This is a genomic window from Arthrospira sp. PCC 8006 (assembly GCF_046480465.1).
Classification (GTDB): Bacteria; Cyanobacteriota; Cyanobacteriia; order Cyanobacteriales; family Microcoleaceae; genus Limnospira; species Limnospira platensis.
The window spans coordinates 1-26,438 of the sequence record NZ_PKGG01000007.1; the positions used below are offsets into that span (position 1 = coordinate 1).

Consider the following 26,438-nt stretch of genomic DNA (forward strand, 5'->3'; position numbering starts at 1 on the left):
GGGCGAACCTGACCGGGGCGAACCTGGCGGGGTCAGATTTGCGGGGGGCTTATTTAGCTAATGCGATCGCCGTTGATGCTAATATTACTGAGGCTCAATTAATTGGAGTGGTGGGACTCCCGACTAATATTGGTAATGCGGAGGACTTCTATCGCTTGGGAGTTAAAGAAGCCTTAGAAGGGAACTACAGAAACGCCATAGACCACTACAACCGCGCTCTGAGTCTCAATCCTAACCTGGCGGCGGCTTATTTTGCTCGCAGTATGGCTTGGGCCGATTTGGGTGATTTAAATAGAGCTATGTCAGATGCTAAACAGGCTCAAGAACTATATAATAGATTGGGGAGCCAGGAAGGGCAGGAAATTGCTGCTCAGTTGATGGAAATTATCGAATTTCGTCAAAATCCCCAGGAACTGAGAGCGCGTAATGGCGGGGTTATGGAACTTCTGGAAAGTGCGACTCCCCTACTGTTAAGATTTCTGTTCTAAGCAGAAAAAATTGATAAGGCACTACTGTTGGTTTAATGCGAGTTTTGATGGAGTTGTAGACTATGGGCGATCGCCAAAATCAATCTTTTGGGGATTCGGTAAACCAGAAAGTATCCGGTCTGCCTAAAAATTTGAGTCAACAAGCATCAGAGTGGGGTAAATCCATGAGCGATCAGGCTACAGAAACAGCTCGACAAACAGCGACTGAGGTGGGGGATTCGATTACTCATCGTGCTTCCGAAGTGGGGAAAGCGGCACTGCATCAAGCCACCAAATCCGGCGCTTCTGTGGTTAAACACGCTCAAGGATGGGTGGAAAATATTTATCCAGAAGCCGAGGACGAAATCCCCACTAATCCCGAATATGACTGGAGTACAGATGAGCTTTATCATATTTTTGTACCTGCTCAAATTGCTACCAATGGGGGGACTCAAATGGTGATGGTAAAAACAGGTAAAAGATATGAAGTTAAAATCCCAGCCCATAGCTCAGAGGGAGCTAATCTGCGTCTGAAAGGATGTGGATTGCAGGGGGAGGATGCCTTTTTGATTTTGCATACTTTCTGGAACCAGCTATCTGATAATATTGACCGTAAAATTAATAACCTCATTGTCCAATCTCCTATTCATGACCGCAGTAAAATTAGATGTTTTCAAGCCTATAATCATCTGCAATCAGGCTCGGTTATCAAAGACCCGCCAGCCCTGAATTTGCTTGATTATCTGTTTATATCTTCCCCCTATTCAGAGTTAATGCAACGGTATCTTATTGCCAGTTATAACTCGCGATTAATGGCTATTGAAAGATGTATGGAATTAGCCTTAAATGCCGGGGAATTAGAACTAACAGAACAACGAGCTATCCGCAGCACTTATCAATATTTGCGTGCGGGGGAGATGATTACTGATTTAGACAGCCTCACTCGTCTGGATGCCATAATTTTACATTCCTCCCTCCCTAAGATGCTCAAACAATATTATCTGAGATCTAGTGCGATGGCTTGGGCAATGACTGTAGATGCCATAATTTTTAATAGTATTAATACCAGCCAGACGATTGCACAGGAAGAACGACCAGATTTTTTATCTATATTTACCAAGTTTCGTCAGGGGAAAAATATTCGGAATCAGCCCCAATTTAAACGCTTTGATGCTTGGATAGCACAAGCCGAAATTCCCTCAGTGTGTCAGGTGATTTTTTACCTATGGCGAGAAGGTAGCTTTCAGTTGAACAGTGAATTACTATCACAGGATTGGGAACAGTCCTGGAAGGCGATCGCTACTGCGAAAGCCTATATAAACGAGACACAACCTCAACCCTCGGTCAATTTACCCCCCATTGAAGTTTTACCTGGAACTCTAGCCGAGTCAGCCTATAACAGTGTCTCCCGTGGTGGTTTAGGTCTGTTGTCCGGAAGACCAATGCTAGAGGGGATAACAGGATTAATTGAAACAGCCGCCCAAGTAGCGATCGCCCAAGTAGCCTTACTTCCCGCTACCGAAAAAATGGCTTTAGGTATAGGCCATGATAGCGATCGCACCACCACAGCCACAGGTAAAAATTGGCAAGCCGTGGGTTCCTTTGGAGACACACCCAACCCTCGATCTAGTAAATTATCTGGCTTACCTGCCTATAGAGACATGATCACAGAACTCCAAGGCTTACAAGCCATAACTCAGCCGGGGGAGTGGCTGCCGGAAAGAGTGTTATCTTCTCAATTCAACGTCAGACAATTATTTACATATCAGAAAACTCGTCAGCAAACCATTAAAGCCTTGGAAACTCAGATGTATGCCTAATCATACAGCCCCCTGCCATGCCACTGCTCAGTACAGGGATAAATACTTATCCCTTAAGCTATCCACTTGTCAACTACATATAATGTTAAAATAAACAATCCCAAATAATCATTTAAGTAGTGGCGATTTGAGGATAGCTACAGCATTTGGTATTAACTTCCTAGTTGGTGAGGTGTTTTTTGTGAGTCAGCCTATCTCTAAAACCCATAGAGAATCTAAATCTCTAGTCTTTTATCTCCAGTTCCTATGCCTTTGACACTTCTAGTCGTTGATGATGATTTGGGAACTCGCCTTTCGATTAGCGATTATCTGGAAATGTCAGGATATATGGTCATTTCTGCCACCAATGGTCAGGAAGCACTCGAATTGGTAGAAAAGCATCAACCGCACCTGATAGTAACAGATATTGCCATGCCAGAAATGGATGGTTTTGAGCTAGTCAAGCGAGTTCGTTCCCAGCCTATTTTCCGCTTGTTGCCAGTGATTTTTTTAACCGCTCATACCAGTACGGAAGAGCGGATACGGGGCTATCAACTCGGATGTGATAATTATCTCCCTAAGCCTTTTGAATTGGAGGAGCTAGGTGTGGTGATTCGATCGCTTTTAGAGCGATCGCAACTAATTGAAGCCGAATGGAGGTCTCGGATTAATGAACCCCTATCAAACCATACCAGTCCCAGTCATAAACGCCATCATTTTCAAAGTGTCTCAACCACTAACATTCATCTCACCGAACGAGAACAACAGGTTTTGAACTTACTTACAGAAGGATTATCCAATATCAAAATCGGAGATTCTCTGCATCTGAGTTCTCGCACTGTCGAAAAGTATGTTAGCAGTTTACTCCGCAAAACTGACAGCAGTAACCGCGCTGAACTGGTAAGGTTTGCCTTAGAAAATGACCTAATTAACTAACCGATGGTTGATTAACTACAAATTCTAGTAAGCCTTCACAGGCATCTAGTAGCAAATCAATCACCTGATTAAAACCTTCCGGGCCGCCATAGTAAGGATCGGGAACTTCTTTGAGGTTATGATGCCGACAGAAATCGCACATTAGCTTAACCTTATCACCATATTTTTTCCCTCGATCAAGATACATAATTTGCTGATAATTGTCCCGATCCATCGCCAAAATTAGATCGAAATTCTCAAAATCGGAGGCGGTGAACTGACGAGCAGAACCCTTGAGGACAATGCCCCGTTTTTTCGCCGCCATAGTCATACGAGAATCAGGGACCGAACCAATATGATAGCTCGATGTCCCCGCCGAATCACAGACAATACGATCGCCCAAATTAGCCTCTTCGATCAGATGATTCATAATATTCTCAGCTGAAGGCGATCGACAAATATTTCCCAGACAAACAAATAACAATCTATAGGACATAGTTGGAAAGACGATTTTTGACTATGGCACTAATGCCACAATTATATAATTTCACATAATTTCATTAGGATCAATTCCCAATTCCTGCAAACGAGCTGCGAGGCGATCGGCTCGTTGTCGTTCCCGTTCCGCTCTTTCCTCACCAGATAACAGTAAATTACCCTCACTATCCCACCAACGCAACCAAGGTAATTCCACGTTCTGATATATTCCCGACCAGATACCTAACTCTACTCCCATTTCGGGAATTGGGTAATGATTGCGGTTATTTGGGGTTAGCAACTCATAGAAACTACCCTCTAAACGATACACTTCTACCTGAGATTTTTCGACTTCATAGATAGCATAATATGGCGCTCTAATTACCGTTTCATAAATCCAAAACTTGCCTTTCCAATCAGTTTTATCTCGTTCTTCTGAACCATCCCCAGATACAAATTCGATGATAATTTTCGGAGGGATTAATTCTTGCCACAACACATAAGACCGTCGCAGCTTACCATTGAGGGTAGGAGGAACATTCGCCACATAAAACCAGTCCGGTGCTTCCGCTCCTTTCTGGGGTGGGTCGGTCATGCGCCAGTAAATCCCACTATCTTGACCAATGCAATATTGTCCGTCTGGATGTATTTGATTAAGAACCGGACGAATAGAATCAGTTAATAGGATACTTTGGGGGTGTTCTTGAAAGTTTTTCACAAAGGTTCCGTCTTCACAGGGAAGTTGGGTATGATCCGGTAGAGTCGTTAAGGATTTAGTGATAGTCATATAAATAGAGAACCCATAGTTCTGAGTTAACTATAGCATATCTGATAAGGCGATCGCTCCTTGGCTTCTCTTCTGCACTTCAGGGGAGCGACAGATATTTTTGCCAGTGAATTAGCAATTAATAAACCCGCCGTACTATCGAATGCGGGTTTATTATCAGTTTTTTTGTGGCGCAAAACTTATGGCTTATTGTTGTGCTTTCTCGATATTTTCTTGAAAGCCAAAGTTAATGGTAGGTGGTTCCAAATTAGGAACAATGATATCCATACCGGGAGGCAGGGGAGGCAGTTGAGGCAAACCAGTTTCCCAGTTCTTAGTTTGGTTAGGTAGGGCAGCAATAAACTCCTCTGCTGGTACCTCAGCCACCCGTAGAGTATTGATCAGTTGGGCGAGGGCAAATTCTATCTGTAATTGTGGATCGAGAGCTACCCAGCCTTCATTAGTCAGCTTCCGTAACTCAAAATGCAGGTGAGGTCCTGTAGACATTCCTGTACTTCCTACCCGTCCAATTACCTCCCCTTGTTCGACAAATTCTCCGGGTTTAACAAACAATTCTGAGAGGTGAGCATAAAGGGTTTCTTGGGATTTTTTCGGGTGGTTAAGAACTACCGTTAAACCATATCCCCCTAACCAGTCAGCCAGGGTTACTTCTCCCGAATAAGATGCCACGACAGGAGTTCCCGTATCTGCTCCGAAATCAATACCTGTATGGAAGCGGCCAGTTCCCAAAATTGGGTGTTGTCGCCAACCAAATAATGAGGTAATTGGGGCGGGAATACTGAGGGGGAAAAGCAGGTGAGTATCTGAATTTCCGGGAACTCTGGGGGGTCGCATGGTGCGGTTATAGTAACTCATACCTGAATTACTCATGGCACTCATGCTGATGGGTCCCACTTGCACGGGACTTAATCCGGCGACAGGGACTTGATAGGAATAGTCTGGAGAGCCACCATAACTGGCGGCGACGTTTGCAGTTCCCCAGCCTCTGCTGTTGGCTGACTGAGTTCTTCCTGTTGCTTGTTGACCATAAGAATAGGAAGGCTGACGGTGCTGAGTAACTGTTTTGCGTCCCCCGGTGGGATATCCTGTAGCATAAGTAGACTGACTAGGAATTTCAGCAATAGGTGCGGGTGGCGGAACACACAATCTATCAACAGCTTGACCGACTCCAACGACTGTTTCACAACCTGTCTGGCGCTCGGAAAAGATGACGGTTGAAGGCGCTTCATAACCACCGCCTGTAGCCCCAATACTGTAATCTGTAGGGTCGATAAAGTTATGATCGGGGTTATTAAATGGTGTTCCCTGGGCTGTGGATGCAGACGGGGGAGAAATATGCTGAGTTGACGGTGGCGATGCTGTTTGATGCTTTTCTGGCAGATAAATGGGCTGTTCTGGTGGGGCGATGTAACCACCTGATCTTTCTATGGGTGGCTCATAATAGGGTTCTGGTTCGTAATAGGGTTCTGGCGCTATATAAGATTCCTGAACTGGCGGCGCGTAATAGGGTTCTGGTTCGTAATAGGGTTCTGKCGCTATATAAGATTCCTGAACTGGCGGCGCGTAATAGGGTTCTGGTTCGTAATAAGGTTCTGGCGCTATATAAGATTCCTGAACTGGCGGCGCGTAATAGGGTTCTGGTTCAGGGGTGTAGGTGTTGTAGGATTCTAGGGGTTCGTTATCAAAGGGGATAGAAAATTCTTCATAGGCGATCGCACGATTTACCAACAATCCTACCCCACTCAAACAGCTTAATCCCAAAGCCAGGGAGCGCCAGGAAAATCTACTATTATGGGGAATAGGCTGGGTAGATTTTAAATTAGATTTAGAGTAACTGGATTCTGTCATTTCCTCACACAACCAGATGATAAATTGGGCAATTTTAGAATTGAGTTCTTTAGGGTGTAACCGAGTTTCATTGTACCGGGCGAGAGACCAATTTCTGAGGATAATGTTCCAGGGCGATACTACTGCGTAGTTGCTCCGCGAAAGGGTTGCAGTTCAACCCAGAGTTAGCCATAAGCCGTCAGATCACACTCCAAGAAGTTCCGTGATCACAACTACTGATGCACCTTTAGCAGTTCCATATAGGATGACATCAGACTCTCACCTCCCTTCTGTGCATAGTGCATTAGTCCTAACTCGATACCCCAGATCACAATAGCTGCCAACATTTCTATAGAGTTTACCCCAGCAGTGGTGGGATGTGCATTTAAAAATTCGTGCAGATTAATACCAGTGGGGGGTACAGAGTTACTCCAATTCAGGCCGACTCCAATCACGGCTTGGCTGATCTCTCCGTTGTGGACTTTAGTTTCTGTTAGGATACCACCCAATTTGCGTTTGTTCAGCAGCAAATCATTTGGCCATTTCAGCTTTACGGGAACACCGCGATCGCGTAAAACTGTAGCAATACCCCAAGCGCTACATTGAGTTAACCAGGCCATATAGTTATGCTCTGGGGTAGCAGTATCTGTGATACTCTCATGGAGAGTGAGGGCATAAGACAGGTATAATCCCCCCAATTCTGACTGCCACTCACGCCCCCATTGTCCTCGTCCTGCTGTTTGTTGGAGAGCGATCACTGTAGTTCTAGGGGTAGCTAGACCAGTGGTGATCAACTCCCACAGGGTTTCATTTGTAGAACCGAGCCTATCAAATATCAAGATAGACGGAGAAGCATCAACGTAGGAGACCGGGTTAGATAAAACAGCTACGACATTTTCTTGTAAAGCCTGTAAAGCACCCAGTATGCGATCGCAATCCATTTAATCCAATATCCCGCTAAGTTTAATAATTATCGCGCTTTCCCGGTTAAGCTGTTCCCTGAAATCTCTTTTCACTGACACAATGCACATTTGGACTTGGCATCAGTGGCAACAACTGCCCTATTTAACCTGTAGTATCCTAGAAAACTGGCAACATGGTTTTTTTTCGCGACGGTTTAGCCCCCGTTCTCCCGTTGATTTAGTGCAGGTTCTCGAACCCGCCGCCCTGGTATACCGCCTCAAACAGGTTCATGGCAACCAAGTGTTAAAAACTACTCAGGTTTCCCCCATTCCCAAAACTGAAACCAATAGCGAGGAAATATCCTTGTCGGAAGCTGATGGCTTACTAACCAATAAAGGCTGTCAATCAGTATGGGTAGCCAGTGCTGACTGTGTTCCTGTGCTTATCGGTGACGTGGTAACCGGGCGAGTAGCTGCCATTCATGCTGGGTGGCGCGGTACATCTTTGAAAATTCTACCAGAAGCGATCGCCCAATTTCAACAGCAAGGCAGCCAGATGGCTAATTTACGAGTCGCAATGGGTCCAGCTATTTCCGGGGAATGCTATCAAGTCTCACAGGATGTAGCAGTCAAACTAGCTGCTACCTTACAAATAATGGATACAGCCAGCAGTATCTCCCAAATTTTAGAACCCTTATTCCACCTACCAGACCCACCCCTATTGTCTGACCCGGAACCCGATCGCCTACGGGTCGATATTCGCCGTTTTAACGCTTTGCAACTCGAAGCCGTAGGTTTAGACCCTCAGCAAATAGCTATCTGCTCTGAGTGTACCTATAGCCAGCCTGAGCTATTATTTTCCTATAGGCGCGATCGGCTGAAATTGGTTCAATGGTCTGGAATAGTTAGTTTTTCCTAATCTTGTTGCCCATAAACCAAACCACCCCAGCCACACAATTAAATAGAAGATTGTGTTAGAATCAACCCATCATCTGATCATCTCATCTCTAGGAGTTTTTATCGACTCATCACAACCGCAAGGCTGGCGGGGATAGTCTGGGTCCAGACCAGAAGACCAAAAACTCCTTGATAGTGGAGGTGGATGCGATGAAACAGTAAACCTAAATCGTCAGGTTTGGGAATCCCCGTCCGTTTGACGGCGGGTCCAATGTCAATTGATTAGACTCCAGTTAAATTAAATGCGATGAGCCAGCAAAGTCCTTATGAACAGCTTGGGGTTACGATTGACGCATCCTTTGATGAAATTCAGGATGCCCGCGATCGCCTGAGAGAACAGCACACCGGTGAGCGCCAAGTGATAGAATCTATTGAAGCCGCTTATGATGCCATCCTGATGGATCGCCTCAGAATGCGCCAAGAGGGTAAAATCAAAGTCCCTGAGCGGATTCGCTTTCCTGAACGCATCGCGGGGCCACCAGCTAAGGAAATTCAACCCCAGACCAGTCCTAAAGTCTCCTGGTTAACTGGAATGCTCGATGCGCCGAGTCGTTCGGAGTTGATGTGGCCGTCATTGATTTACCTGGGTTTGGGAGTTGTCAGCCTGTATCCAGCTATTGAGATCTCCCTGCTACAACTTCCCCTCGCCTTGGGGGTGGCTACCTCCCTGTATTTTCTCAATCGCAAAGAGAACAAATTTGGTCGTTCGGTTTTGTTGACCGTGGGGGGGTTAATTCTAGGATTAATCTTGGGAAGTTTACTGAGTCCCATGGCGGGAGCTACCCTATCAGTTGAACGGTTCATTACCTTAGTCACCCTGATAGTTTTGTGGTTGGTTAGTAGCTTTCTCCGGTAAGGGTACAGTAAGCAAGGCAAGCCTAGATATAGCCTGATTTTTCAGGTTTTACTGGACATTAGATGATCATGGCTTTACATCAGCAATATCCCTGGATAACCAGGGTATATTTTTTGTGCTTCTGTTTATTTACTATTACCGGATGGGGTGAAATAGGGCGATCGCAAACTTTACCCAATAATGTAGAATTTAATAAAACCGCCAAACCCTGCTTTCCTCAACGGACTACCTTACCACCACCACCCCTATCTCAAACAGAACTGAGTGTTCCCAGTCTTTGGTTAGCTGAAAAACGCTACGGCGGCGAAACACTCAATCAGTGGTTTATAGGAGAGGATTCTACCCCGATTCTACCAAATGTATATCTTGACAAGTCTATCACTTTAGTGGTTAACCGTTTCCAGTGGAACCAGAAACGCTATCTCGATCAGTTTATATTTATCCATCATTTTGCCGAATTTACCCGCAGCTATGGATATAATTTGCGGGTGTGTAACGATTTAGGTAATTTAGTCGGATATTACATCTGTGATTTCCAGGTCTGTCCCCTAAACTGCCAAATTCACCTAGAATCTAGAGGGTGGCGTATTCAGGATTTTCGAGTATTTACTGACTAATCCAACCGTGAACCTATCCAGTTTCTGGTTTCCTCAGACAGTCCGCAATTCTTCCCAAATTTTGCACCTGTGATATGGGCTTCAGTCAGATTACTACCAAATAAATTAGCACCCAATAAATTAGCATTGGATAGGTCTGCTTGTGCGAGTTCAGTGTGACGAATAGCCGCCCTAAATAGATTGGTGTGACTAAGATTGCTACCAGCTAAATTAGCACGGGTTAAATCAGCATAGCTGAGATTAGCACCCATTAGATTAGCGTGGCTTAAAAAGCTATAGCGCAGTTGAGCATAAATTAACTTAGCACCAACTAAATGCGATCGCTCTAAACTAGCCTGATTAAGTTTAACATAGGAAAGATTAGCTTGCTCAAGCATCGCTCCGTTCAAATTAACCCCGTCTAGTTTCGCCCMCTMCAAATTMGCCCCCTCCAAATTCGCCCMCGTTAAATCAGCTTCAGTCAGATCCGCCTCTCCCAAGTAAGCCCCCCTTAAATCCACACCTCGCAAATGAGCCGATCGCAGTTGAGCGCCCCGTAAATTCACCTGCTGTAAATTAGCTTGACTTAAACAAGCACCTTGTAAGTTAGCAAACCCTAAATTAGCCCCTGGTAAATCAGCATTTTCTAAATTAGTTGAGCATAACTTAGCCTCACTCAAATCTACTCTAGTTAAATTAGCCCTATGCAGATTAGCCCCCGTTAAATCAGCACGATTTAAATTAGCCTGCTGTAAATCAGCCCGTGCCAAATTCGCATCTAGCAGACTCGCTTCTCGCAAATTACTCTGTTTTAAATTAACAATAAATAACTGAGTTCCATTAAGATTAGCCTCTTGGAGATTAGCACCTTCTAAATTTGCCAACCGCAGATCAAGCCCGCTCAAATCCATCTGGCTCATATTCAAACCTCTAAAGTCTGCTCCCTTCAGATCCAAACTATTTAAGTTAAGATTATTTAGATTAGCCTCACGCAGATCAAGTCCTTTACTTTGAGAGAAAACCCGGTAAGCATCCAAGTTATCCGTCAGAGGTCCTGATACATCATCCTGATCCATCTTGACCAGATGATATTGGACGTTTTCCGTAAAAATTGTTAATACCAGATTAAAAATTTCCAAAAACAAGATAAACTGACGACAGCGTTCTTCTTCATATTTTTGATAAAATTGAATCAGTTGAGCCACTTTTAACTCTAGGTGTACTTTAGATGAATGGTCTAATAAAATCACTTTAAGCATCAAAATAGCCAAGGTAAATACACTACCCTGATTAATCATAAATGTAAAAATAAAAGAGGGGTTCTCTCCATCCTCTATCGTCAAAAAGTCGATGAGGCTATTACAGGTCCGAATTTTTAAATCGTCATTGATAATTCTATAATCATGGAAATTATACAAATCTTTGAGTTGGGCGGAAATTTTGTCCCGCAAAATCCGGGTAGTAGATTTTTCCCCACTCTGAAGCATTAAGTATTCAGGTAAGGCGCTTTTAAAATCCCTATAAGTAACCTTATGAGTTTGTTTCAAAAACAATTCAGCTTGATGGGTATAGCTGGAAACTCGCTGGGTGGAAATAGTTTTTTTAAGTATATCTAAAACTTGCTCTCCTAACTGAGTAGGATTTTTGATTTGGGTTTCATTTCGGAGTTGAGTTTTTGGTGATGAGCGAGCCAGATACATCGCCAACTCAAATTTATACTGTTCTCGCAGTTTTTTGGATATATTGCGGGCTACCTCCTGCTGTTCCTGAGAGTTATTGGGGTCAATATATTGGTTAACTAATAAATAACTCTTATAGCGACTACTCCAGCCCTGAGAATGCTGTAATACACAATTACGAATCTCTTGAATATCAGAACTTTGCAGAAAATATTTAACCTGATTTCTGAGTTTTCCTAATTCAGGATCGAGAATGTCATATTCATCGCTCTCGGTATTTTCTAGCTTTTCCAGTAGCAATTGAACTGCTTGATAATTGCGACTAATATACCAGTTGTTGGCTAAGATATAACAACTTCTTTTTAATAGGGGATTAATGGTAGCTGTTGATGGTAGCTGCTGCAGTTGATTTCTCAAAGCATGATTAGCCTGTTCATCGCTACAGTTGAGATGCCAAAATAATCCGATAAATTCTTCTAATACTGTCTCTGAGTCATAGTCTTTAACAATCTTAATCAAAAAATCAAAGATGATATCTGGTAATTCTCTACCATCTTGATCAGAATCCAGATTGCCAGAGGAGTCTAGCAGGTCAGCACCGGAATTATAAGTGTTGCTCATAAGATTGTATTTTCGGAATGACAAGAAACTAGCTCAAGTCTGTTGAATTACTTAGAAATTTAGCGATCGCACTTACCGAATCAGCCGAGGGGGTGAGATAACACCAATCATATCAAAACCCCAAATTAATGTCAATAATTCCTAAATTACATAATCCCTATTGTGCAGTCGCCCACTTGGATTTGAGGGGATGTGCAGGATGTGGGGCTTACTGATACCCGTGGCTTTTTAAATTAAAATAAAGTTTTGCCCGATTGAGCAACAACTTCGGCACAATTGCAGTTAATCATATTGGAGATTAGGAAATTATCATGAATTCACAAGAACTGCTCGACTTGTATGCCGCAGGCGATCGCAATTTCAGAGATACAGACTTATTCCGGGCGGAGCTGAGTAACGCGAACCTCAGTGGCGCGAACCTATTTCGGGCGAACCTATTTCGGGCGAACCTATTTCGAGCCAATTTGCTTGGTGTTAGTCTATTTAATGCTAACTTAATAGGAGCAAACCTGTATTGTGCTAACCTCAGCGGAGCCGACCTCAGCGGAGCCAACCTGACCCGGGCAGATCTGACAGGTGCAGATCTCAGTGGGGCCGATCTCAGTGGGGCGGACTTGAGCGGAGCAATTCTCACCCATGCTAACCTTAGTTATGCCGATTTGAGTCGAGCCAACCTCATGCGAGCGGAACTCGTAGATACAGCACTGAGTCACGCTAAATTTCAGGGTGCGAACCTCAAGGAAGCTAACCTAACTGGGGCATTGTTACAAAACGTCAAATTTCAACAGGTTATCGGGTTAAATGCGGCTCGTATCCAGGAGTTAAAAGAACAGGGAGCCATTTTTGAGGAAGTTCCTAGTCCGACCCTCAACTCCAAAGTTACTAGCTGACACAGCACCCAATTAACAATTATCAACTTGCCACTCTTGGCGGTTTTCCGCTATAGGTTAAATAGTTCCCCCTGCTGAGTCGGAAGATGCAAGTAGGGGTGACTTCCCAGTTTAGTATGTTATTGGGTAATGAGTTATGGCCCCATCTAAGGGAAATTTTGATAGTAAATCCTCTCAGAAAAATCGGATTGCTTACTCAGAGTTTGGCAATTCTTCTAATTCCGAAGCTATGGAACCAGGAGTGCCGGACTTACCCCCCCAGCAGCAAAACTTAAAAGTGCAGGCAACTCGTAAGGGACGGGGTGGTAAAACAGTCACAGTTATCTCTGGCTTTCAAAGCCATGAGCAGACCCTGAGTAAGTTATTAAAACAATTGAAAAATCAGTGTGGCACTGGGGGAACCATGAAAGACCAAACTCTGGAAATTCAGGGTGATCATACTGATAAATTGCTGCAAATACTGACTCAATTGGGATATAAAGCTAAAAAAAGCGGCGGATGATTACAATTCCAGTACATGAGACTTTTCAGCAAACTATCCAAGGAGAGGGTTATTGGGCGGGAACTCCTGTAGATTTTATTCGGTTGGCAGGGTGTCCGGTGGGCTGTCCTTGGTGTGATACCGGATATGCTGACGGGGGGAAGGGTTTACCCCGGAATGTGCGTAGTTTTGATCAACTTTTGGCGGAGTTGGTGTCGCCAAGGGTGGTAATTTCTGGGGGTGAACCGTTTATATATCCTCAGTTACCTGATTTGGTGAGGGTATTAGAAGACAGTGGGAGGCAGGTTTCTATTGAGACATCGGGCGCATTTTGGCAAGATGTTTCTGATCTGTGCTGGATAACTCTGAGTCCCAAGGAACATATCAGCCCCGGTTATCCGGTGGTGTCACCAATGTGGCGACGGGCTTCGGAAATTAAGTTGGTGATTGATGTGGGGGATGAGTTGGAGTTTTATGGATGCCGTTTGGCGGAAAATTCTACGATTCCGGTGTTTTTACAACCGCAGTGGACTGATATAGAGCGCACTTTGCCTTTGGTATTGGAAAAATTAAAACAGTTTCCAGGTTATCGGCTTTCCGTTCAGCTTCATAAGTATATTGGTGTGCAATAAGATTGATTGATATTTCTTGGCAAACTGTAGTTTAGATAACAGGTTCTTGATTGATTTTGATCAACAATAAATTAAGGGCTCTCGGGAGGTTTGTCATGCCGATCAAAAATTCTACTCCACCGACTACTCCATCCACTTGTCGCAATTGCCTCCACTATAAATCGGAGGGGCGACGAGGTGGTGTTTGCCAGTTATTCCATGGTTCAGTGCAAAGTGATTGGGAATCTTGCTCTCTGGCAAGTTTCCCTTTTATTTACTCTTGGGAAAAATTAGACACCTCTATTTCAGACCGGCGGCTAACTGTCAGTCGATCTGCATAGCGATCGCGATCGCCTACTGTCTATATAACTAAGTAATTTTACCGAGTCTGTTTGCGTGAATAATATTTCATCACAGAAAAGACCACTCCGCAAAATGGGAGTGGTTGTTTTCAGTCAATTAATAATCGGTTACAAAATAACTAAGAGCGAAAGCGAGAAAATCGGGCTGCTGTATGTTTAGCCACCATCAACAGCAAATAAATGGTCAACACATAACCGGTGGCGAGTAAGGGAATCATTAACGGTAATTCGTGGTAGTTCATAGGTGGTGCGGCTAGTCTGTGTGTGAGAGAGGAGCATATATGGGAGTTTAACAGTCGCTACATATACATAGGGGCAGGTTTCCAACGGCAGGTTATAGCTGGGTTTCGATCGCTATCTAATAGGGGATACCACCAGGCATATCAACACTAACTAACCAGAGATTTGCAACTCCAGAAAGTTTCCCTAATACCTATGCCAAGTTACCAGACTGCTACAGCAAGTCTGCCGGCTAAATATAGCCCTAGACCGTGCTGATTGGTCTTGAACTCACCAAGCTGCCACACCACAATCTGATGCCAGCTTAGGAACTTCTAAAATCGCCCCTGGCTATCCCCTTTTCCGTGGATAACCTGTGCAACAACAGCCAGTTAATATTTGGCTGCCACACCTGTTGCCCTTAATGTGTAGAATTTTTTTAAACTCTTAATAATTAAGCTAACACAAAATTAACGAATTGTACCAATTATGAGAAAAAATTTTTCAGATCTGATATCTATGATGTCTGGGCCAGCTCTGGGGCTACTATCAGGACAATGGACAATAGGGGATGATTATGATACAGAGGGGGCCTGCACAATCAATTAGATGTGATGCAGGTGTGGTGAATATCAAAGTTGATGCTCCGTTGGGGTATAATCCTAGTTGAGAGTTTGGCGAGATGATAGCCTTAGCTTAAAATCAAACTATAATATGTAAAATTTTGTTAATCATCCAGCCTGAGTTGGCAAACCCATGACCTCTCGCACTCTTCTATTTTCGACCGTTGAAGCAGACCTAAAACTGCTAACCGATAACCTGAAAGAACTGGTGGGCGCTCGTCACCCGATCCTGTATGCAGCAGCAGAGCATTTATTTAGCGTACAGGGAAAACGGGTGCGTCCGGCGATCGTGCTGCTAATATCTAGGGCAACCATGCCCGATCATGAAATCATACCTAAGCACCGCCGTCTAGCTGAAATCACAGAAATGATCCATACTGCTAGTTTGGTTCATGATGATGTGGTGGATGAATCAGAACTGCGGCGGGGTGTCCCGACAGTTCACAGTTTGTTTAATAACCGGGTGGCGGTTTTAGCCGGAGACTTTCTATTTGCCCAGTCCTCCTGGTATTTAGCCAACCTGGACAACTTAGAGGTAGTTAAACTTCTGTCACAAGTGATCATGGATCTGGCGGAGGGAGAAATTCAACAGGGACTGAATCGATTTGATACTAGCTTGTCCATTGAAGCGTATCTCGAAAAGAGTTACTACAAGACAGCTTCTTTAATCGCTAATAGCTCTAAGGCGGCTGGTCTGTTAAGTGGAGTTTCAGCAGAACTAGCAGAAGATTTGTATAAATATGGTCGTAATATTGGCTTGGCGTTTCAAATTGTCGATGATATTTTAGACTTTACAGGTTCGACGGAATCTCTAGGTAAACCGGCTGCTTCGGATCTCAAAAGCGGAAACCTGACAGCCCCGACCCTGTTTGCTTTAGCAGAAAAGCCTTTTCTGGAAACTCTGATCGATCGCGAATTTGCTCAAGATGGGGACTTGGAACAGGCGATCGCCTTAATTCAAGAAAGTTCTGGGATTGATAAATCCCGAGAACTCGCCATCCACCACGCCCAGGTCGCCGTAGAACATATCAACCAGTTACCCCCTTCGGAGTCTCGTCAAGCTCTGGTGGAATTAGGGGACTATGTGGTGAGTAGAATATACTAATTGATTAGGTTCGGTGGGGGTGGCGAAATCTCCCCCATCAAGGATTTTGTGTCAATTTCCATGGTGACAATTGCCAGTTTTTGATACTTTGTCAAACTAAAACCTGGAGAGTTTGGGCTGCCTGATTCAGGTTTTCCAAACCGACTTGGGTTTGTTTAATTCCACTAGCAGTTTCCACTGCTGCATGATTAATAGAATTAGTAGCTGTGACAACTTGCTGAATAGCGATCGCCTGTTGTTGGGAAATTTGAGCAATTTTTTGATTACTGCTGACCACATTTTTAATGCCATCAGCCACTTCTACAAATACATGAGCAGTATTTTCGGTCATTTCCATACCCACCTTAGCGTTTTCTGTTCCTTTTTCTGCAGCTTCAATGGTAGATTTGAGGGAATTTTGAATCAGGCTAACTAAATTATCAATCTGTCTAGCTGATTTTTGGCTTTGGTCTGATAACTTACGAACCTCCACCGCCACCAAACCAAATCCTCGACCTGCTTCTCCTGCACGCACAGCTTCAACAGAGGCATTCAGAGCCAATATATTAGTCTGATTAGCTAAACTAGATACTACATTAGATACAGTGCTTATTTCCCCGGTATGCTGTCTCAAAACCTCAATTTGTTCTGAGATATTTGCCACATTATTATTTAATTCGACAATACTTGCCAAGTTTTGTTGAACTACTTTATTGCCATTTTCACTGATATCTAAAACCTGTTGAGCCCCGCCTAAAGCATGATCAGCATCCTCGGCTGACTGTTTAGCACCTTCACTAATTTGTTCAATAGCATTAGTGGTTTGATTAATAGAAACAGCTTGATGGCTCGCGAGTCTCTGTTGTTGTTCAGTAGCCACGGCAATTTCCGCTGAGGAGGTAGCAATAACCTGTGTAACTTGTTGAATAGGGCTCATGATAACACGAACTACAATAAAGCTAATTATCGAGCCACTTGTAATTATTAAAATAAAAGTACCCCAATTAATGATTGCCGCCCATTGTTTAATGACTTGATAACTCTCATTTCGGTCACTCAATAATTTTTGTTCCTCGTCAATCATCCTATTAATTTCAAGGCGAATATTATCCATAATTTGTTTTCCGACACCCCCAACCAAGGCTAAAACTTGTTCGGATTCTCCGGCTCCGGCTAAGTTGATACCTTGTTCAAGTGACGCTAATTTTTGGTTGGTTAAGTTTTGAATATTGGTTAATCTCTGGGTTTGTATGGGATTAACTTGCAGCAATTGGGATAAATTTTCTAAATCACTCCGAATTTTTCTCTGGCTTGAATAATAGGGTTCTAAAAAGTTGGCATTTCCAGTAATAATAAATAGTCTTTGAGAATTTTCGGCATCCACTAAAGTTTTTTGAATATCCTGTAAATTTAGCTTAATCTCGTAGGTATGAACTACCAATTTAAATGATTGATCTTGATTTCTTTGTTGCCACTCTGACGCTAGGCTACTGATGCCGACTAATAGAAAAATTGCACCAAATCCTAAATAGATGACTCGATTAATTTTCATAATAAAAAGCTGCCAGATTTTGCAGAGAAAAATTTGACGGTGTGAGCAGTTATTGTGATGGATCCTGTCTCCTTCGTCCCACCTTAACCCTAGGCGGAAAGGGCAGATGCAAGGAGCTGATTTAGGAAAAAGTTGGGGGGGGTTAATTAATAGTCGTTTTTATTATATAAAATCCCTAGGAATTTTGGCAATTAAGAAACAATTAAGAAACGGAGTTTTGGGGTTAAAGGGCAGGGGCAGAGGGTAGGGGCAGGGAGAAGGTAGGCAGAAGGGGGGACAGTCAACTGATTTAAGCAATATCTGGAGGGATAGGGCGAGATTTAGAGCGACGCAGAGACTGATATTGTTGTAGGTAAACTTGGATAGTATCCTGTACATCTTGACGTTTGACCTCGGTAGCGGCATCAAGATGACCAGGTTGATCAAAGAAAATAAAACTATCTAGTTGGGGAATAGCGATCGCCTGAAATAAAATGTGGATGACGGGAACCGGGACAGCGACAACAGAAGTGGAAATATCGATAGTGGAGTGAACGGAAGCATCATCTAAACTAGAAAAAGCATAAATAACTTGCTTTTGTAGATCCGGATTATCCACATTACCGAGAGTAGTTAATACCCAATTTTGGTCAACACTGGTCAAAACAAAATACTGTAGATGTACTAATTGGGCGGCCAGTAACTTGAGACCGGGAGCGATCGCCTTAATAATGTCAGGAGTCGAACCATCCTGGGGGGCATTTTCAATCAAGGCTTGAATTTGTTGGTCTAAATCCATTGTTAAAGTTGAGTAGGTGCTGATTTTCGCGCTACATGATAACCGAGAAAACCCCAATTGATCAGATAGGTGACTAGAAAATTTCCAGTGTTGTGATCGTAACTAAACACGACCCGATTGGGAAACCCTCCGGAAACTCAGAGGCTTTACTGGAAAGCATAGGTTAGGGTCATTGTTACTAAATTATCATCATGGGGGAAATCTGCCAGAGCGATAGAATTTTTCAACGGTTGTCCGGTGAGCTAAAACAGGCTACCCAGGCATCTGAGCAGAACTGTCAGGATATCGCTTGGCGTTTAACAGAAGAAGCAATTCGGATCTGCACAGAAAGCCAGCGCATCCAAGCCTCGGGGGATGTGGAGACTTGGGCGATGACACTCGCACAGCATCGCTTACAACAATGTCTTCACTATTACCAACTGAGGTCAAAGCAGGCACCGTTGGAACTCCACAGCACTTTGAGTGCCATTGTTTATCGATATATCACACCGCGCCAAGCTCAATCAAGTTATCACGCGAGATTGGAACTAATTAGGGACTTTTTACAGGGGTTTTATGTTGAATCACTAAATGCGTTCCGTAAGGAAAACCAAGTTTCGGTAGATTATCGTCCCCAGACATTACTGGAACTAGCCGAATATCTAGCCTTTACGGAACGATATGGAAAACGACGTATTCCTCTAGCCAGGGGTCGTAGTCAACAACTCATCATTCTGCGATCGCAGACATTTTCTCAACAACAACCCAGAGAAGCGTTTGTTGATCTTGAGCAAGCCGCAGAGGGAAGCGGACCGGACTGTGATCAAACCTGGAACGACTCATCTGTACAAGAGGTGCGAGCCGCGATGGTGGCTGAGTCGAACGAACCAGAACTAGAATCTCTACGACAAACGGTTGTAGAAGAGTTAATCAAATATCTTGAGGAACACAATCAAAAAGACTGCGCCGATTATTTCACGTTGCGAATGCAAGATTTGCCAACTCGAGAGATAGAGGCAATTTTGGGGCTAACCCCTCGCCAACGGGATTATCTTCAACAGCGATTTAAATATCATTTGTTGAGATTTGCGTTGGGTTATCGTTGGGAATTGGTGCATCAGTGGTTAGAAGTGGACTTAGATCGTAATCTAGGTTTACTCCCGCAGGAGTGGGATGATTTCCAGAATCAACTTAGCCAAGATCAAAAGGATTTGCTAAGGTTAAAGCAAAAGGGGCTATCTGATCATGCGATCGCCGAAAAGCTAGGTTGCAAGGCGACTCAAGCACAAAAGCGGTGGTTTAAAGTTTTAGAATTAGCCTGGGAGCTTAGAAATCGTTCAGTGTCCGGAGCGAGTGCATCTACTGATGAATAACGAAATAAATCCAGATCGTCAACTCTCCGAGTGCCATTTTTTCGATGGGTCTGAATCACAACCCCTTGAAACTGCTTCCTCAGCAGAGCAATTAGCAAATAGTTCTAGGGTCGAAGAACCAGGGTGGTCAGAAGCCGACCTACCCGACTATGAAGAGATTGACGTTTTCTACCCCAACGACGAACCAATTAAACTGGGAGAGATACCAACCGTGAAAGACAGATTTGAGAGCCTGTTAAAAAACAGGTTAAGAATTGAGATCCAACAAAAACCACCGCTATTCCCTTGGGAAACTGAACTCGGCGCTGATGCTATCTATCCAGACGTGATTAGCGATCCGATGGTTCCCAACCCTTCTTGGTGGACTGCTCAAAGGGAAAACCTGAAATGGTCTACTTTTTTACCAGAAACTGTTTTTGCTGCTCTTCTGACTCCTTCTCAGAAGGTTTTGCATTCAACCCGACAACAGGGAGCGAAACTGGTGGAAGCGGTGGAAAGTTTTTTCCCACAAGCCTCTGATTTGCTTAATGAATGGGCAGGTAGGCTGGTTTTAGGGGAAGTTCGTGATCCTGAGTTGAAGAAGCTACAACTCCCCGCCTATGAGGACGCTAGTCAACAACAGCAAATGGTTTTGCTGCTACTGGCGGCGCGAGAAATTATCGATACGCTGACGATAACTTGTTTTTTGAATAAGTCGGTAGCGCTTCAGCAGTGGGAAACTAGCTTAGGAGTTTTAACAGTACAAGCCGAATATCAGACCCGCGATTATGGTAATTGCTTAATGATTTTGGCTAACTTACCGGCGGGTGGATGTCTGCAATTGAAGGGAAATCATGGCGAAACCACGGCTAGACGTACCTCAGAGGGATATATGACCATGGAACTGGTAGATCCAGAGCCTAATCATATCTATCGCCTGAATGTATTGTTTTATGACTGCGAACAAAGTCCCCTCTGTTTTGCGATTTACCCTCGGATGATTAGTTAAATATTGATAGGTGAAGCTGATTTTTTTAGAAATATGGGTTACAGTAATCTGAGAGTGATTACCCAATTTTCAAATCCATGACAGCCGATATCCCTATCTTGAGCCAATTGTGGCGACGGATCGAAGCAATACCTCAACCTGAGCCAGAAGACTCACTTCTGCTCCGCGTTTTCGTGCAGTTATTAGTGGTGGTTGGCATTATTGCCACTGATGTAGCGATCGAAGAGCCACTAAATCTATGGGCTATCCCTGTCAGTTTGGTGGGGGCGACCTGGAGTTGGTTTCGTCGTCGTCATCGTAATGTGCCCACTAAATTTTGTATTGCTATAGGAATGTTGGTAGCAATGGCGGTTTTTTTCAGTCGTCTATTGCTGGAGTTGATCGATACCAGAATTGTTTTGGCACAACTGTTAATTAATTTGCAGGTTCTCCATAGCTTTGATCTGCCACGACGCAAGGATCTAGGCTATTCGATGGTCATTGGGTTGATTTTACTTGGGGTGGCGGGTACTCTTAGCCAAACTTTGACTTTTGGGCCGGTGATTTTGGTGTTTTTGGCGATCTCTTTGCCGACTTTAATCTTAGATTATCGTTCCCGGTTGGGATTGGAGAAGTTGAAACCGTCGGAGGCTAGTTCTACAAAATTGAGGATTCCTCCTAACTTGAATTTCAAGTTTTTGGGGGTTAGCTTTCTGGCTATTGTGGCTTTGGGATTGGTGATTTTTGCGCTGCTTCCTCGGTTTCCTGGCTATCAACTGCGGAACTTTCCGATGAGTTCCCCTATTCAAATGCCACGAGGGGAATTTGATGGGCGACAAATTTTTAACCCTGGTTATACGGGAGATTCTGGAGATGGCACAGGGTCGGGAACTGGACAGAATCAGGAGTCGGGGGCGGGTATTTTAGMTGAGGTTCAATATTATGGTTTTAATACTCGGATTAATCAGAATCTTAGGGGAAATTTAAGGCCGCAGGTTTTGCTGAGGGTACGATCGCAGGCGCGGGGATTTTTTCGGGTGATTGGCTTTGATAAGTACACGGGTCAGGGATGGGAAATTTCCCGTAATGAGCAAGCAGAAACTGTCCAACGCGCTTGGTGGTCCTATCTGTTTAATCTGTTTCAGCGACCGACACAGGCTAGGACTAGGGAGGTAATCCAAAGTTATACGGCGGTGATTCAATTACCTAATTTAATCCCGGCTTTAAAACAGGCTCAACAATTGTATTTCCCGACTGAGGAAATTGCGATAGACTCAGAGGGAACTTTGCGATCGCCTTTGATGTTGCGGGAGGGATTAACCTATACGGTGATTTCCAGAGTCCCCTATCGTAACCGCACCCAGTTAGGTCAAGCCTCCACAGACTACACACAAGCTATTCGTGATTACTATTTACAGGTTCCTGATGAAATTAGGGACAGGGTGCGGGAAAGAACCGAGGAGATTTTGGCGGCGCGGAATCAATCCAACCCTGAGCAACAAGGGTTAACATCTCCCTATGAAATAGCCCTTTATTTGGCTCAATACTTAAAACAAAGTCCGGTTTATAAGCTACAAGAAGACCCGCCTTTTTTGAGACCTGATGAGGATTTGGTGGAGGCGTTTTTGTTTGGCTATAAAGATAGTCCAGAGGGAGAAATTATCAGAGGCGGTTATCCAGATCACTTTGCGACGGTATTAACAATTATGTTGCGTTCGATTGGCATTCCGGCGCGACTAACGGCAGGTTTTGATCCGGGTGAGTTTAACCCATTTACGGGGTTATATGTGATTAAAAATACTGATGCCCATGCCATGACTGAGGTTTATTTTCCTGACTATGGTTGGTTTGCTTTTAATCCGATTCCGGGAATGGATTTAATTCCGCCTTCTATTGAGGAAAATCAAACTTTTAGTGCGCTGAGGGCTTTTTGGAATTGGGTGGCGGGATGGTTGCCTTCTCCGGTAACAAATAGTTTGCAGAGGATATTAGCGACTATTTTCGCGGCGGTGGATATGGTTATCCGCTGGTTTATGGATCTGTTTACTAGGGGGTGGGTTGGCTTGTTTACGGCTGCGATCGCTTTATCTGGTTTCGGGTTCGTAAGTTGGTTGCTGTGGGATGGATTGAAAAATTGGCGGGAGAGGCGACGCTTGGCTAAATTACCGCCGGAAGAAAGACTATATCAAAAACTTTTGGCATTGTTAGCCCAACGGGGTTATCCGAAACATCCGGCCCAAACTCCGGTAGAGTATGCAGAGGCGATCGCTAATCAATGTTCTATTGATGAAGCTGAGGCGATCTCAGAGGTTTGTCAAACTTATGTACATTGGCGATATGGACGCAGAAACACAAATTTAACTCAACTGCAACAGCTAGTTAAAAATTTGGAACAAGCCCAGAACTTCAAGGGATTTCGGCACCGATACGGACGCAGATAATTAGAGCCTATGGCTATCTGTTGCGCCAATAACATATTGGTTTCTGCCATTGTTTTTGGCTTGGTAAAGGGCGCAGTCGGCAGCAAAAATTAGTTGAGTTGGTGATTGTTGTGGTGTGGGAATTTGGCTGGCAATTCCCATGCTCATAGTCACCCGTTGGAAGTTAGCGGGAATTGCGCCGGGCTCCATATTTAACTCAAACACAGCTTCCTGTATTTGTTGGCTAATTTCTATGGCACCTTCTGTGGGTGTATTGGGTAATAAAATAACAAATTCTTCACCACCGTAACGGGCGACTAAATCCCTCGGTCGTTTCAGACATTTTTTTAAGGCATGAGCTACCTTTTGCAGGCATTTATCCCCGGCAATGTGTCCGTAAGTGTCATTATAACACTTAAAATAATCGATGTCACACATAATTATTGATAGGGGTTGTTGTTCCCGTTGCAGTTGTAACCATTCCTGCTGTAAAACGTGATCAAAATGGCGGCGGTTAGGAATTCCGGTCAGAGCATCAAGGTTGTAGACTTTCTCGAGTTCCTGATGGGCCATCTGAAGCTGATGATAGAGTTCGCCTTGTTGAATGGCGATCGCTAACTGTTCTGTTAGTTGTTTCAGCATCTCGATTTCTGGGGGTTTATAGTTGCTATCTTCTGAAGAAAAATAAGCGATAAGTAGTCCCCAAAGTTCGTCGTCTTCTAACCAAATGGGGAAGATTAAATGAGTCGGTCCTTGAAATTGTTGCCACATTTCCACAGAAGCATTAATTTGTCCGCTGCGACATAATTGGGCAATTTGCCAAATTATCTGGTCAATTTTTATGGTCATTACGGGATCTATGACACAAAAAAGTCGGTGAGAGTCTCTACATAGTTCCTCGGAATGAGCAATGATTTGATGACTCCAATTTAACTGGAATTTACAGACTAAAACTATGTCATTTCCCAGAACTTTGGAGACTTCGACAACTGTAGTATTAAGGATATCCTGAAGATGGAGCGATCGCCTGATTCTATTGGTGACTTTTGATAAGATATCCTGTCTATCAGATTGCTTTTTCATGGCAATTTCTGCCTGTTTTAAGGAGGTTAAATCTCGGACAGTGACAATCACTTCCTTGACGGTGCTATCAGGTTGCAAAATAGGGGAATAGGTAACTCCGATAAACCTGGTTTTTCCCGGAAAATTGAACCAGGATTCGTAGCGGACTATTTCTCCTGCTAGACATCTATCAAAAAGAGGTTTAACTGTTTGAGTAAAAATCTGTTTACCCAATACATTGTCGATGGTATTATTAATAATATAATCCTCAGATTTTTCGGTTAAATTGGCGTATGTTTTATTAACAATTTGGTAGATATAATCACGATTAATTAAGGCGATCGCTTCCGCTGTAGCGGCAACAATACCCTGAAATTGGCGCAGATTTTCTTCATATTTTTTGCGTTCACTAATATCAAAAACAATGCCATGCCAAATATTGCCTTCTGGTGTTGACTGGGGTTGGGCATTACATTCTACCCACTTGATGCTGCCCGAATTAGTAATAATACGACCCTGCCAATACCATGGCAAAAATTGCTCAAAAGATTGTTTCATTGAAGCACGCAAAGAGGGCAAATCATCTTGATGGATTAAGTTGATCAGAGAATTGATGTCCGCTAGAATCCTATTAGGTTCTAATTCAAAAATATCCAAACAGTGATGACTCACAAATTTAAAATAATGAGGCTTTTCGGAGTTGTGCGGACAGTAACTATAGACCATTCCCGGCATATTAGTTGCCAAGGCTTCAAACTTGGCTTGACTAAGTTTAAGAGAAGTTTCGGCTTGTTTGCGTGCGGTGACATCTCTGGAAATACAAAGGATAGATGTAATATTTTTGGCTTCGTTAATTTCTGGGACGATCGCCATTTCCAAATAACGCCAACCATTAACTGTCTCGGCTTCAAATTCAATCATCTGTTTTTCACCAGTTGTTAGTAACTGATTCGCTGCCGCCTCCCAACTATCAGCCATGGGTGCTGAGAAGGGCAAATCGCGGCAAGTTTTGCCAATCCAAGTATGGTTAGGAATTCCGGTTAATTGGCTTAAAATTGGACTTACATAAATATGTTTAAAATTGGTATCAAAGCGTTGAATAATATCCGGGGAATTTTCGACGAGGGTTTGATATTGTGTTTGGGAGTCTAGGAGGATGGCTTCTATTTGCTGTCTGTGGATGATTTCCTTTTGCAATTTATGGTTAATTTTTCGGGTTTCGTGAGCATAACGCCAAGAATACTGACCTAAATAGACGGTGAGTGCCATAGTCCAAACTATGATTAAACCGGCTGATAAAACTATGGTAGGAAGGGGAGATTTTCCCTGTTCAATCCAAAGGGGTTGAGGAGAAACTTGGACTGTCCAATCCGACCCATAGGCGCGGACTAGGGAGGTTTGTTGAAAGGGGGATTCTGAGAAATCACCACTGCTATAAACCAAATGCCCACGGTCATATATTTGAGTCGTATATAAGGGAGATATGGGCAAAATACCATCAAATAAAGCTGTAAATTCAAAGACTCCCACAATAAAACCATCATGGCGCTCATTCACAAATAGGGGAATAATTACTAGAAATCCCTCGCCTCCCTGAACTAATGAAATATGTTTACTCAGAATAATCTGATTGAGGTCTCTGGCTACTTGTAAACTAATTCGGCGACGGCGTTCTTGTGTCAAATCCATATCCTGGACTTGTTCATTTCCCTGTAAAGGAACTATCCAACGGATGATAAAAGATGGATCTACCCAATGGATGGCTTGATAGCCATGAGTATCATCTAAATAGTTGCTGACATCAGCTTCCCAAAATTCTCGGGGAGTACCATTACTGAGTTCCCAGCGCTTGGCGAGACGGTTTAAGGATACAATACGACTGGATAACTCTCGATTGAGGATAGATTGGATGTTGTTGGCTTCTTGCTGAACCAGTTGTGCAAAATGCCGTTGCTCTCGGATGTAGAGTTTTTGCCAAATCAGTAGAATGGCGAGAGTGGCGATCGCACCAATGAATAAAGCTACCCAGTAGTCTTTAAATCGCCTTTTAATTAAGTGTAACCATCGATGTAAAAGGTCCAATGCCACTGACCCCCATATAACAAGAGTCTATATTGGGTATATTATAGCTGTTGGGGTTCCGATAGATAGTTA

The 26,438-nt window shown here is 43.6% G+C and carries 23 protein-coding genes; 13 read left to right on the forward strand and 10 right to left on the reverse strand.

Annotation, left to right across the window (positions count from 1 at the left end):
* From B9T16_RS02165 to B9T16_RS02175, 3 genes are all read left to right on the forward strand, one after another.
* Nucleotides 1-488: tetratricopeptide repeat protein (locus tag B9T16_RS02165; RefSeq protein WP_410244015.1), on the forward strand; the 488-nt coding region annotated here is incomplete at its 5' end.
* A 62-nt stretch (nt 489-550) separates the two neighbouring features.
* Nucleotides 551-2,287, forward strand: a complete 1,737-nt coding sequence (locus B9T16_RS02170; RefSeq protein ID WP_410244016.1) for a hypothetical protein — start codon at nt 551-553, stop codon at nt 2,285-2,287.
* Between the two features lie 246 nt (nt 2,288-2,533).
* Entirely contained in the window at nt 2,534-3,202 is a 669-nt protein-coding gene (locus B9T16_RS02175) for a response regulator transcription factor (RefSeq protein WP_410244017.1), read from the forward strand.
* Here the strand turns inward: B9T16_RS02175 and B9T16_RS02180 are convergent.
* From B9T16_RS02180 to B9T16_RS02200, 5 genes are all read right to left on the reverse strand, one after another.
* Nucleotides 3,195-3,677 (reverse strand): low molecular weight protein-tyrosine-phosphatase, encoded by a 483-nt coding sequence (locus tag B9T16_RS02180; RefSeq protein WP_410244018.1) that lies wholly within the window; start codon nt 3,675-3,677, stop codon nt 3,195-3,197. The genes B9T16_RS02175 and B9T16_RS02180 overlap by 8 nt on opposite strands.
* A gap of 51 nt (nt 3,678-3,728) precedes the next feature.
* Nucleotides 3,729-4,445 (reverse strand): Uma2 family endonuclease, encoded by a 717-nt coding sequence (locus B9T16_RS02185; protein ID WP_014276891.1) that lies wholly within the window; start codon nt 4,443-4,445, stop codon nt 3,729-3,731.
* A gap of 26 nt (nt 4,446-4,471) precedes the next feature.
* Nucleotides 4,472-4,621, reverse strand: coding sequence for a hypothetical protein (locus B9T16_RS02190; RefSeq protein WP_410244019.1), 150 nt, complete (start codon nt 4,619-4,621; stop codon nt 4,472-4,474).
* Nucleotides 4,622-4,631: 10 nt separating this feature from the next.
* Nucleotides 4,632-6,293, reverse strand: a complete 1,662-nt coding sequence (locus B9T16_RS02195) for a M23 family metallopeptidase (protein WP_410244020.1) — start codon at nt 6,291-6,293, stop codon at nt 4,632-4,634.
* Between the two features lie 212 nt (nt 6,294-6,505).
* Nucleotides 6,506-7,213 carry a biotin--[acetyl-CoA-carboxylase] ligase gene (locus B9T16_RS02200; RefSeq protein WP_315669835.1) on the reverse strand — a complete coding sequence of 236 codons (708 nt, stop codon included), beginning with the start codon at nt 7,211-7,213 and terminating at the stop codon, nt 6,506-6,508.
* 82 nt (nt 7,214-7,295) lie between these two features.
* Between B9T16_RS02200 and pgeF the strand changes: the two genes are divergently transcribed.
* From pgeF to B9T16_RS02215, 3 genes are all read left to right on the forward strand, one after another.
* Nucleotides 7,296-8,093 carry a peptidoglycan editing factor PgeF gene (pgeF, locus tag B9T16_RS02205; protein WP_410244021.1) on the forward strand — a complete coding sequence of 266 codons (798 nt, stop codon included), beginning with the start codon at nt 7,296-7,298 and terminating at the stop codon, nt 8,091-8,093.
* Between the two features lie 285 nt (nt 8,094-8,378).
* Complete coding sequence (locus tag B9T16_RS02210) at nt 8,379-8,987, forward strand: CPP1-like family protein (protein WP_006617406.1); 609 nt, start codon at nt 8,379-8,381, stop codon at nt 8,985-8,987.
* A gap of 68 nt (nt 8,988-9,055) precedes the next feature.
* Nucleotides 9,056-9,604: a hypothetical protein gene (locus tag B9T16_RS02215; protein WP_006617407.1), complete on the forward strand. Its 549-nt coding sequence runs from the start codon at nt 9,056-9,058 to the stop codon at nt 9,602-9,604.
* Here B9T16_RS02215 and B9T16_RS02220 read toward each other — a convergent pair.
* Nucleotides 9,601-11,883: a pentapeptide repeat-containing protein gene (locus tag B9T16_RS02220; protein WP_410244022.1), complete on the reverse strand. Its 2,283-nt coding sequence runs from the start codon at nt 11,881-11,883 to the stop codon at nt 9,601-9,603. The genes B9T16_RS02215 and B9T16_RS02220 overlap by 4 nt on opposite strands.
* A 311-nt stretch (nt 11,884-12,194) precedes the next feature.
* Between B9T16_RS02220 and B9T16_RS02225 the strand changes: the two genes are divergently transcribed.
* The 3 genes from B9T16_RS02225 (at nt 12,195) to B9T16_RS02235 (ending at nt 13,886) form a co-directional block, all read left to right on the forward strand.
* Complete coding sequence (locus B9T16_RS02225) at nt 12,195-12,773, forward strand: pentapeptide repeat-containing protein (RefSeq protein WP_410244023.1); 579 nt, start codon at nt 12,195-12,197, stop codon at nt 12,771-12,773.
* 136 nt (nt 12,774-12,909) lie between these two features.
* Nucleotides 12,910-13,275 carry a translation initiation factor gene (locus B9T16_RS02230; protein ID WP_317270874.1) on the forward strand — a complete coding sequence of 122 codons (366 nt, stop codon included), beginning with the start codon at nt 12,910-12,912 and terminating at the stop codon, nt 13,273-13,275.
* Entirely contained in the window at nt 13,272-13,886 is a 615-nt protein-coding gene (locus B9T16_RS02235) for a 7-carboxy-7-deazaguanine synthase QueE (RefSeq protein ID WP_006618861.1), read from the forward strand. Before B9T16_RS02230 ends, B9T16_RS02235 begins: the two co-directional genes overlap by 4 nt.
* A 460-nt stretch (nt 13,887-14,346) precedes the next feature.
* Here the strand turns inward: B9T16_RS02235 and B9T16_RS02240 are convergent, their stop codons facing one another.
* Complete coding sequence (locus tag B9T16_RS02240) at nt 14,347-14,469, reverse strand: hypothetical protein (protein ID WP_006625852.1); 123 nt, start codon at nt 14,467-14,469, stop codon at nt 14,347-14,349.
* Between the two features lie 733 nt (nt 14,470-15,202).
* Between B9T16_RS02240 and sds the strand changes: the two genes are divergently transcribed.
* Nucleotides 15,203-16,174 carry a solanesyl diphosphate synthase gene (gene sds, locus B9T16_RS02245; RefSeq protein WP_410244024.1) on the forward strand — a complete coding sequence of 324 codons (972 nt, stop codon included), beginning with the start codon at nt 15,203-15,205 and terminating at the stop codon, nt 16,172-16,174.
* Between the two features lie 91 nt (nt 16,175-16,265).
* Here sds and B9T16_RS02250 read toward each other — a convergent pair whose 3' ends face one another.
* Entirely contained in the window at nt 16,266-17,705 is a 1,440-nt protein-coding gene (locus tag B9T16_RS02250; protein WP_410244025.1) for a CHASE3 domain-containing protein, read from the reverse strand.
* 289 nt (nt 17,706-17,994) lie between these two features.
* On the reverse strand, nt 17,995-18,483 hold the full coding sequence (locus B9T16_RS02255) for a hypothetical protein (protein WP_006618858.1): 489 nt from the start codon (nt 18,481-18,483) through the stop codon (nt 17,995-17,997).
* Nucleotides 18,484-18,674: 191 nt separating this feature from the next.
* Between B9T16_RS02255 and hetZ the strand changes: the two genes are divergently transcribed.
* The 3 genes from hetZ (at nt 18,675) to B9T16_RS02270 (ending at nt 23,243) form a co-directional block, all read left to right on the forward strand.
* Nucleotides 18,675-19,835, forward strand: coding sequence for a heterocyst differentiation protein HetZ (gene hetZ, locus B9T16_RS02260; protein ID WP_410244026.1), 1,161 nt, complete (start codon nt 18,675-18,677; stop codon nt 19,833-19,835).
* Nucleotides 19,828-20,823, forward strand: a complete 996-nt coding sequence (locus B9T16_RS02265) for a hypothetical protein (protein WP_410244027.1) — start codon at nt 19,828-19,830, stop codon at nt 20,821-20,823. The genes hetZ and B9T16_RS02265 overlap by 8 nt, the downstream gene beginning before the upstream one ends.
* Before the next feature lie 77 nt (nt 20,824-20,900).
* Nucleotides 20,901-23,243, forward strand: coding sequence for a DUF3488 and DUF4129 domain-containing transglutaminase family protein (locus B9T16_RS02270; protein WP_410244028.1), 2,343 nt, complete (start codon nt 20,901-20,903; stop codon nt 23,241-23,243).
* On the opposite strand, the gene B9T16_RS02275 is transcribed toward B9T16_RS02270, so the two are convergent.
* Nucleotides 23,244-26,372, reverse strand: a complete 3,129-nt coding sequence (locus B9T16_RS02275; RefSeq protein ID WP_410244029.1) for a diguanylate cyclase domain-containing protein — start codon at nt 26,370-26,372, stop codon at nt 23,244-23,246.
* Between the last annotated feature and the right edge of the window lie 66 nt (nt 26,373-26,438).

What these genes read in the sequence shown, in the direction of transcription:
- B9T16_RS02265 (WP_410244027.1), top strand. Translation starts at nt 19,828, where the DNA reads ATGAATAACGAAATAAATCCAGATCGTCAACTCTCCGAGTGCCATTTT.
- B9T16_RS02235 (WP_006618861.1), top strand. Translation starts at nt 13,272, where the DNA reads ATGATTACAATTCCAGTACATGAGACTTTTCAGCAAACTATCCAAGGA.
- B9T16_RS02185 (WP_014276891.1), bottom strand. Translation starts at nt 4,445, where the DNA reads ATGACTATCACTAAATCCTTAACGACTCTACCGGATCATACCCAACTT.
- B9T16_RS02200 (WP_315669835.1), bottom strand. Translation starts at nt 7,213, where the DNA reads ATGGATTGCGATCGCATACTGGGTGCTTTACAGGCTTTACAAGAAAAT.
- B9T16_RS02170 (WP_410244016.1), top strand. Translation starts at nt 551, where the DNA reads ATGGGCGATCGCCAAAATCAATCTTTTGGGGATTCGGTAAACCAGAAA.
- B9T16_RS02250 (WP_410244025.1), bottom strand. Translation starts at nt 17,705, where the DNA reads ATGAAAATTAATCGAGTCATCTATTTAGGATTTGGTGCAATTTTTCTA.
- B9T16_RS02175 (WP_410244017.1), top strand. Translation starts at nt 2,534, where the DNA reads ATGCCTTTGACACTTCTAGTCGTTGATGATGATTTGGGAACTCGCCTT.
- B9T16_RS02225 (WP_410244023.1), top strand. Translation starts at nt 12,195, where the DNA reads ATGAATTCACAAGAACTGCTCGACTTGTATGCCGCAGGCGATCGCAAT.
- B9T16_RS02180 (WP_410244018.1), bottom strand. Translation starts at nt 3,677, where the DNA reads ATGTCCTATAGATTGTTATTTGTTTGTCTGGGAAATATTTGTCGATCG.
- B9T16_RS02210 (WP_006617406.1), top strand. Translation starts at nt 8,379, where the DNA reads ATGAGCCAGCAAAGTCCTTATGAACAGCTTGGGGTTACGATTGACGCA.
- pgeF (WP_410244021.1), top strand. Translation starts at nt 7,296, where the DNA reads ATGCACATTTGGACTTGGCATCAGTGGCAACAACTGCCCTATTTAACC.
- B9T16_RS02255 (WP_006618858.1), bottom strand. Translation starts at nt 18,483, where the DNA reads ATGGATTTAGACCAACAAATTCAAGCCTTGATTGAAAATGCCCCCCAG.
- B9T16_RS02230 (WP_317270874.1), top strand. Translation starts at nt 12,910, where the DNA reads ATGGCCCCATCTAAGGGAAATTTTGATAGTAAATCCTCTCAGAAAAAT.
- sds (WP_410244024.1), top strand. Translation starts at nt 15,203, where the DNA reads ATGACCTCTCGCACTCTTCTATTTTCGACCGTTGAAGCAGACCTAAAA.
- hetZ (WP_410244026.1), top strand. Translation starts at nt 18,675, where the DNA reads ATGGGGGAAATCTGCCAGAGCGATAGAATTTTTCAACGGTTGTCCGGT.
- B9T16_RS02215 (WP_006617407.1), top strand. Translation starts at nt 9,056, where the DNA reads ATGGCTTTACATCAGCAATATCCCTGGATAACCAGGGTATATTTTTTG.
- B9T16_RS02240 (WP_006625852.1), bottom strand. Translation starts at nt 14,469, where the DNA reads ATGAACTACCACGAATTACCGTTAATGATTCCCTTACTCGCCACCGGT.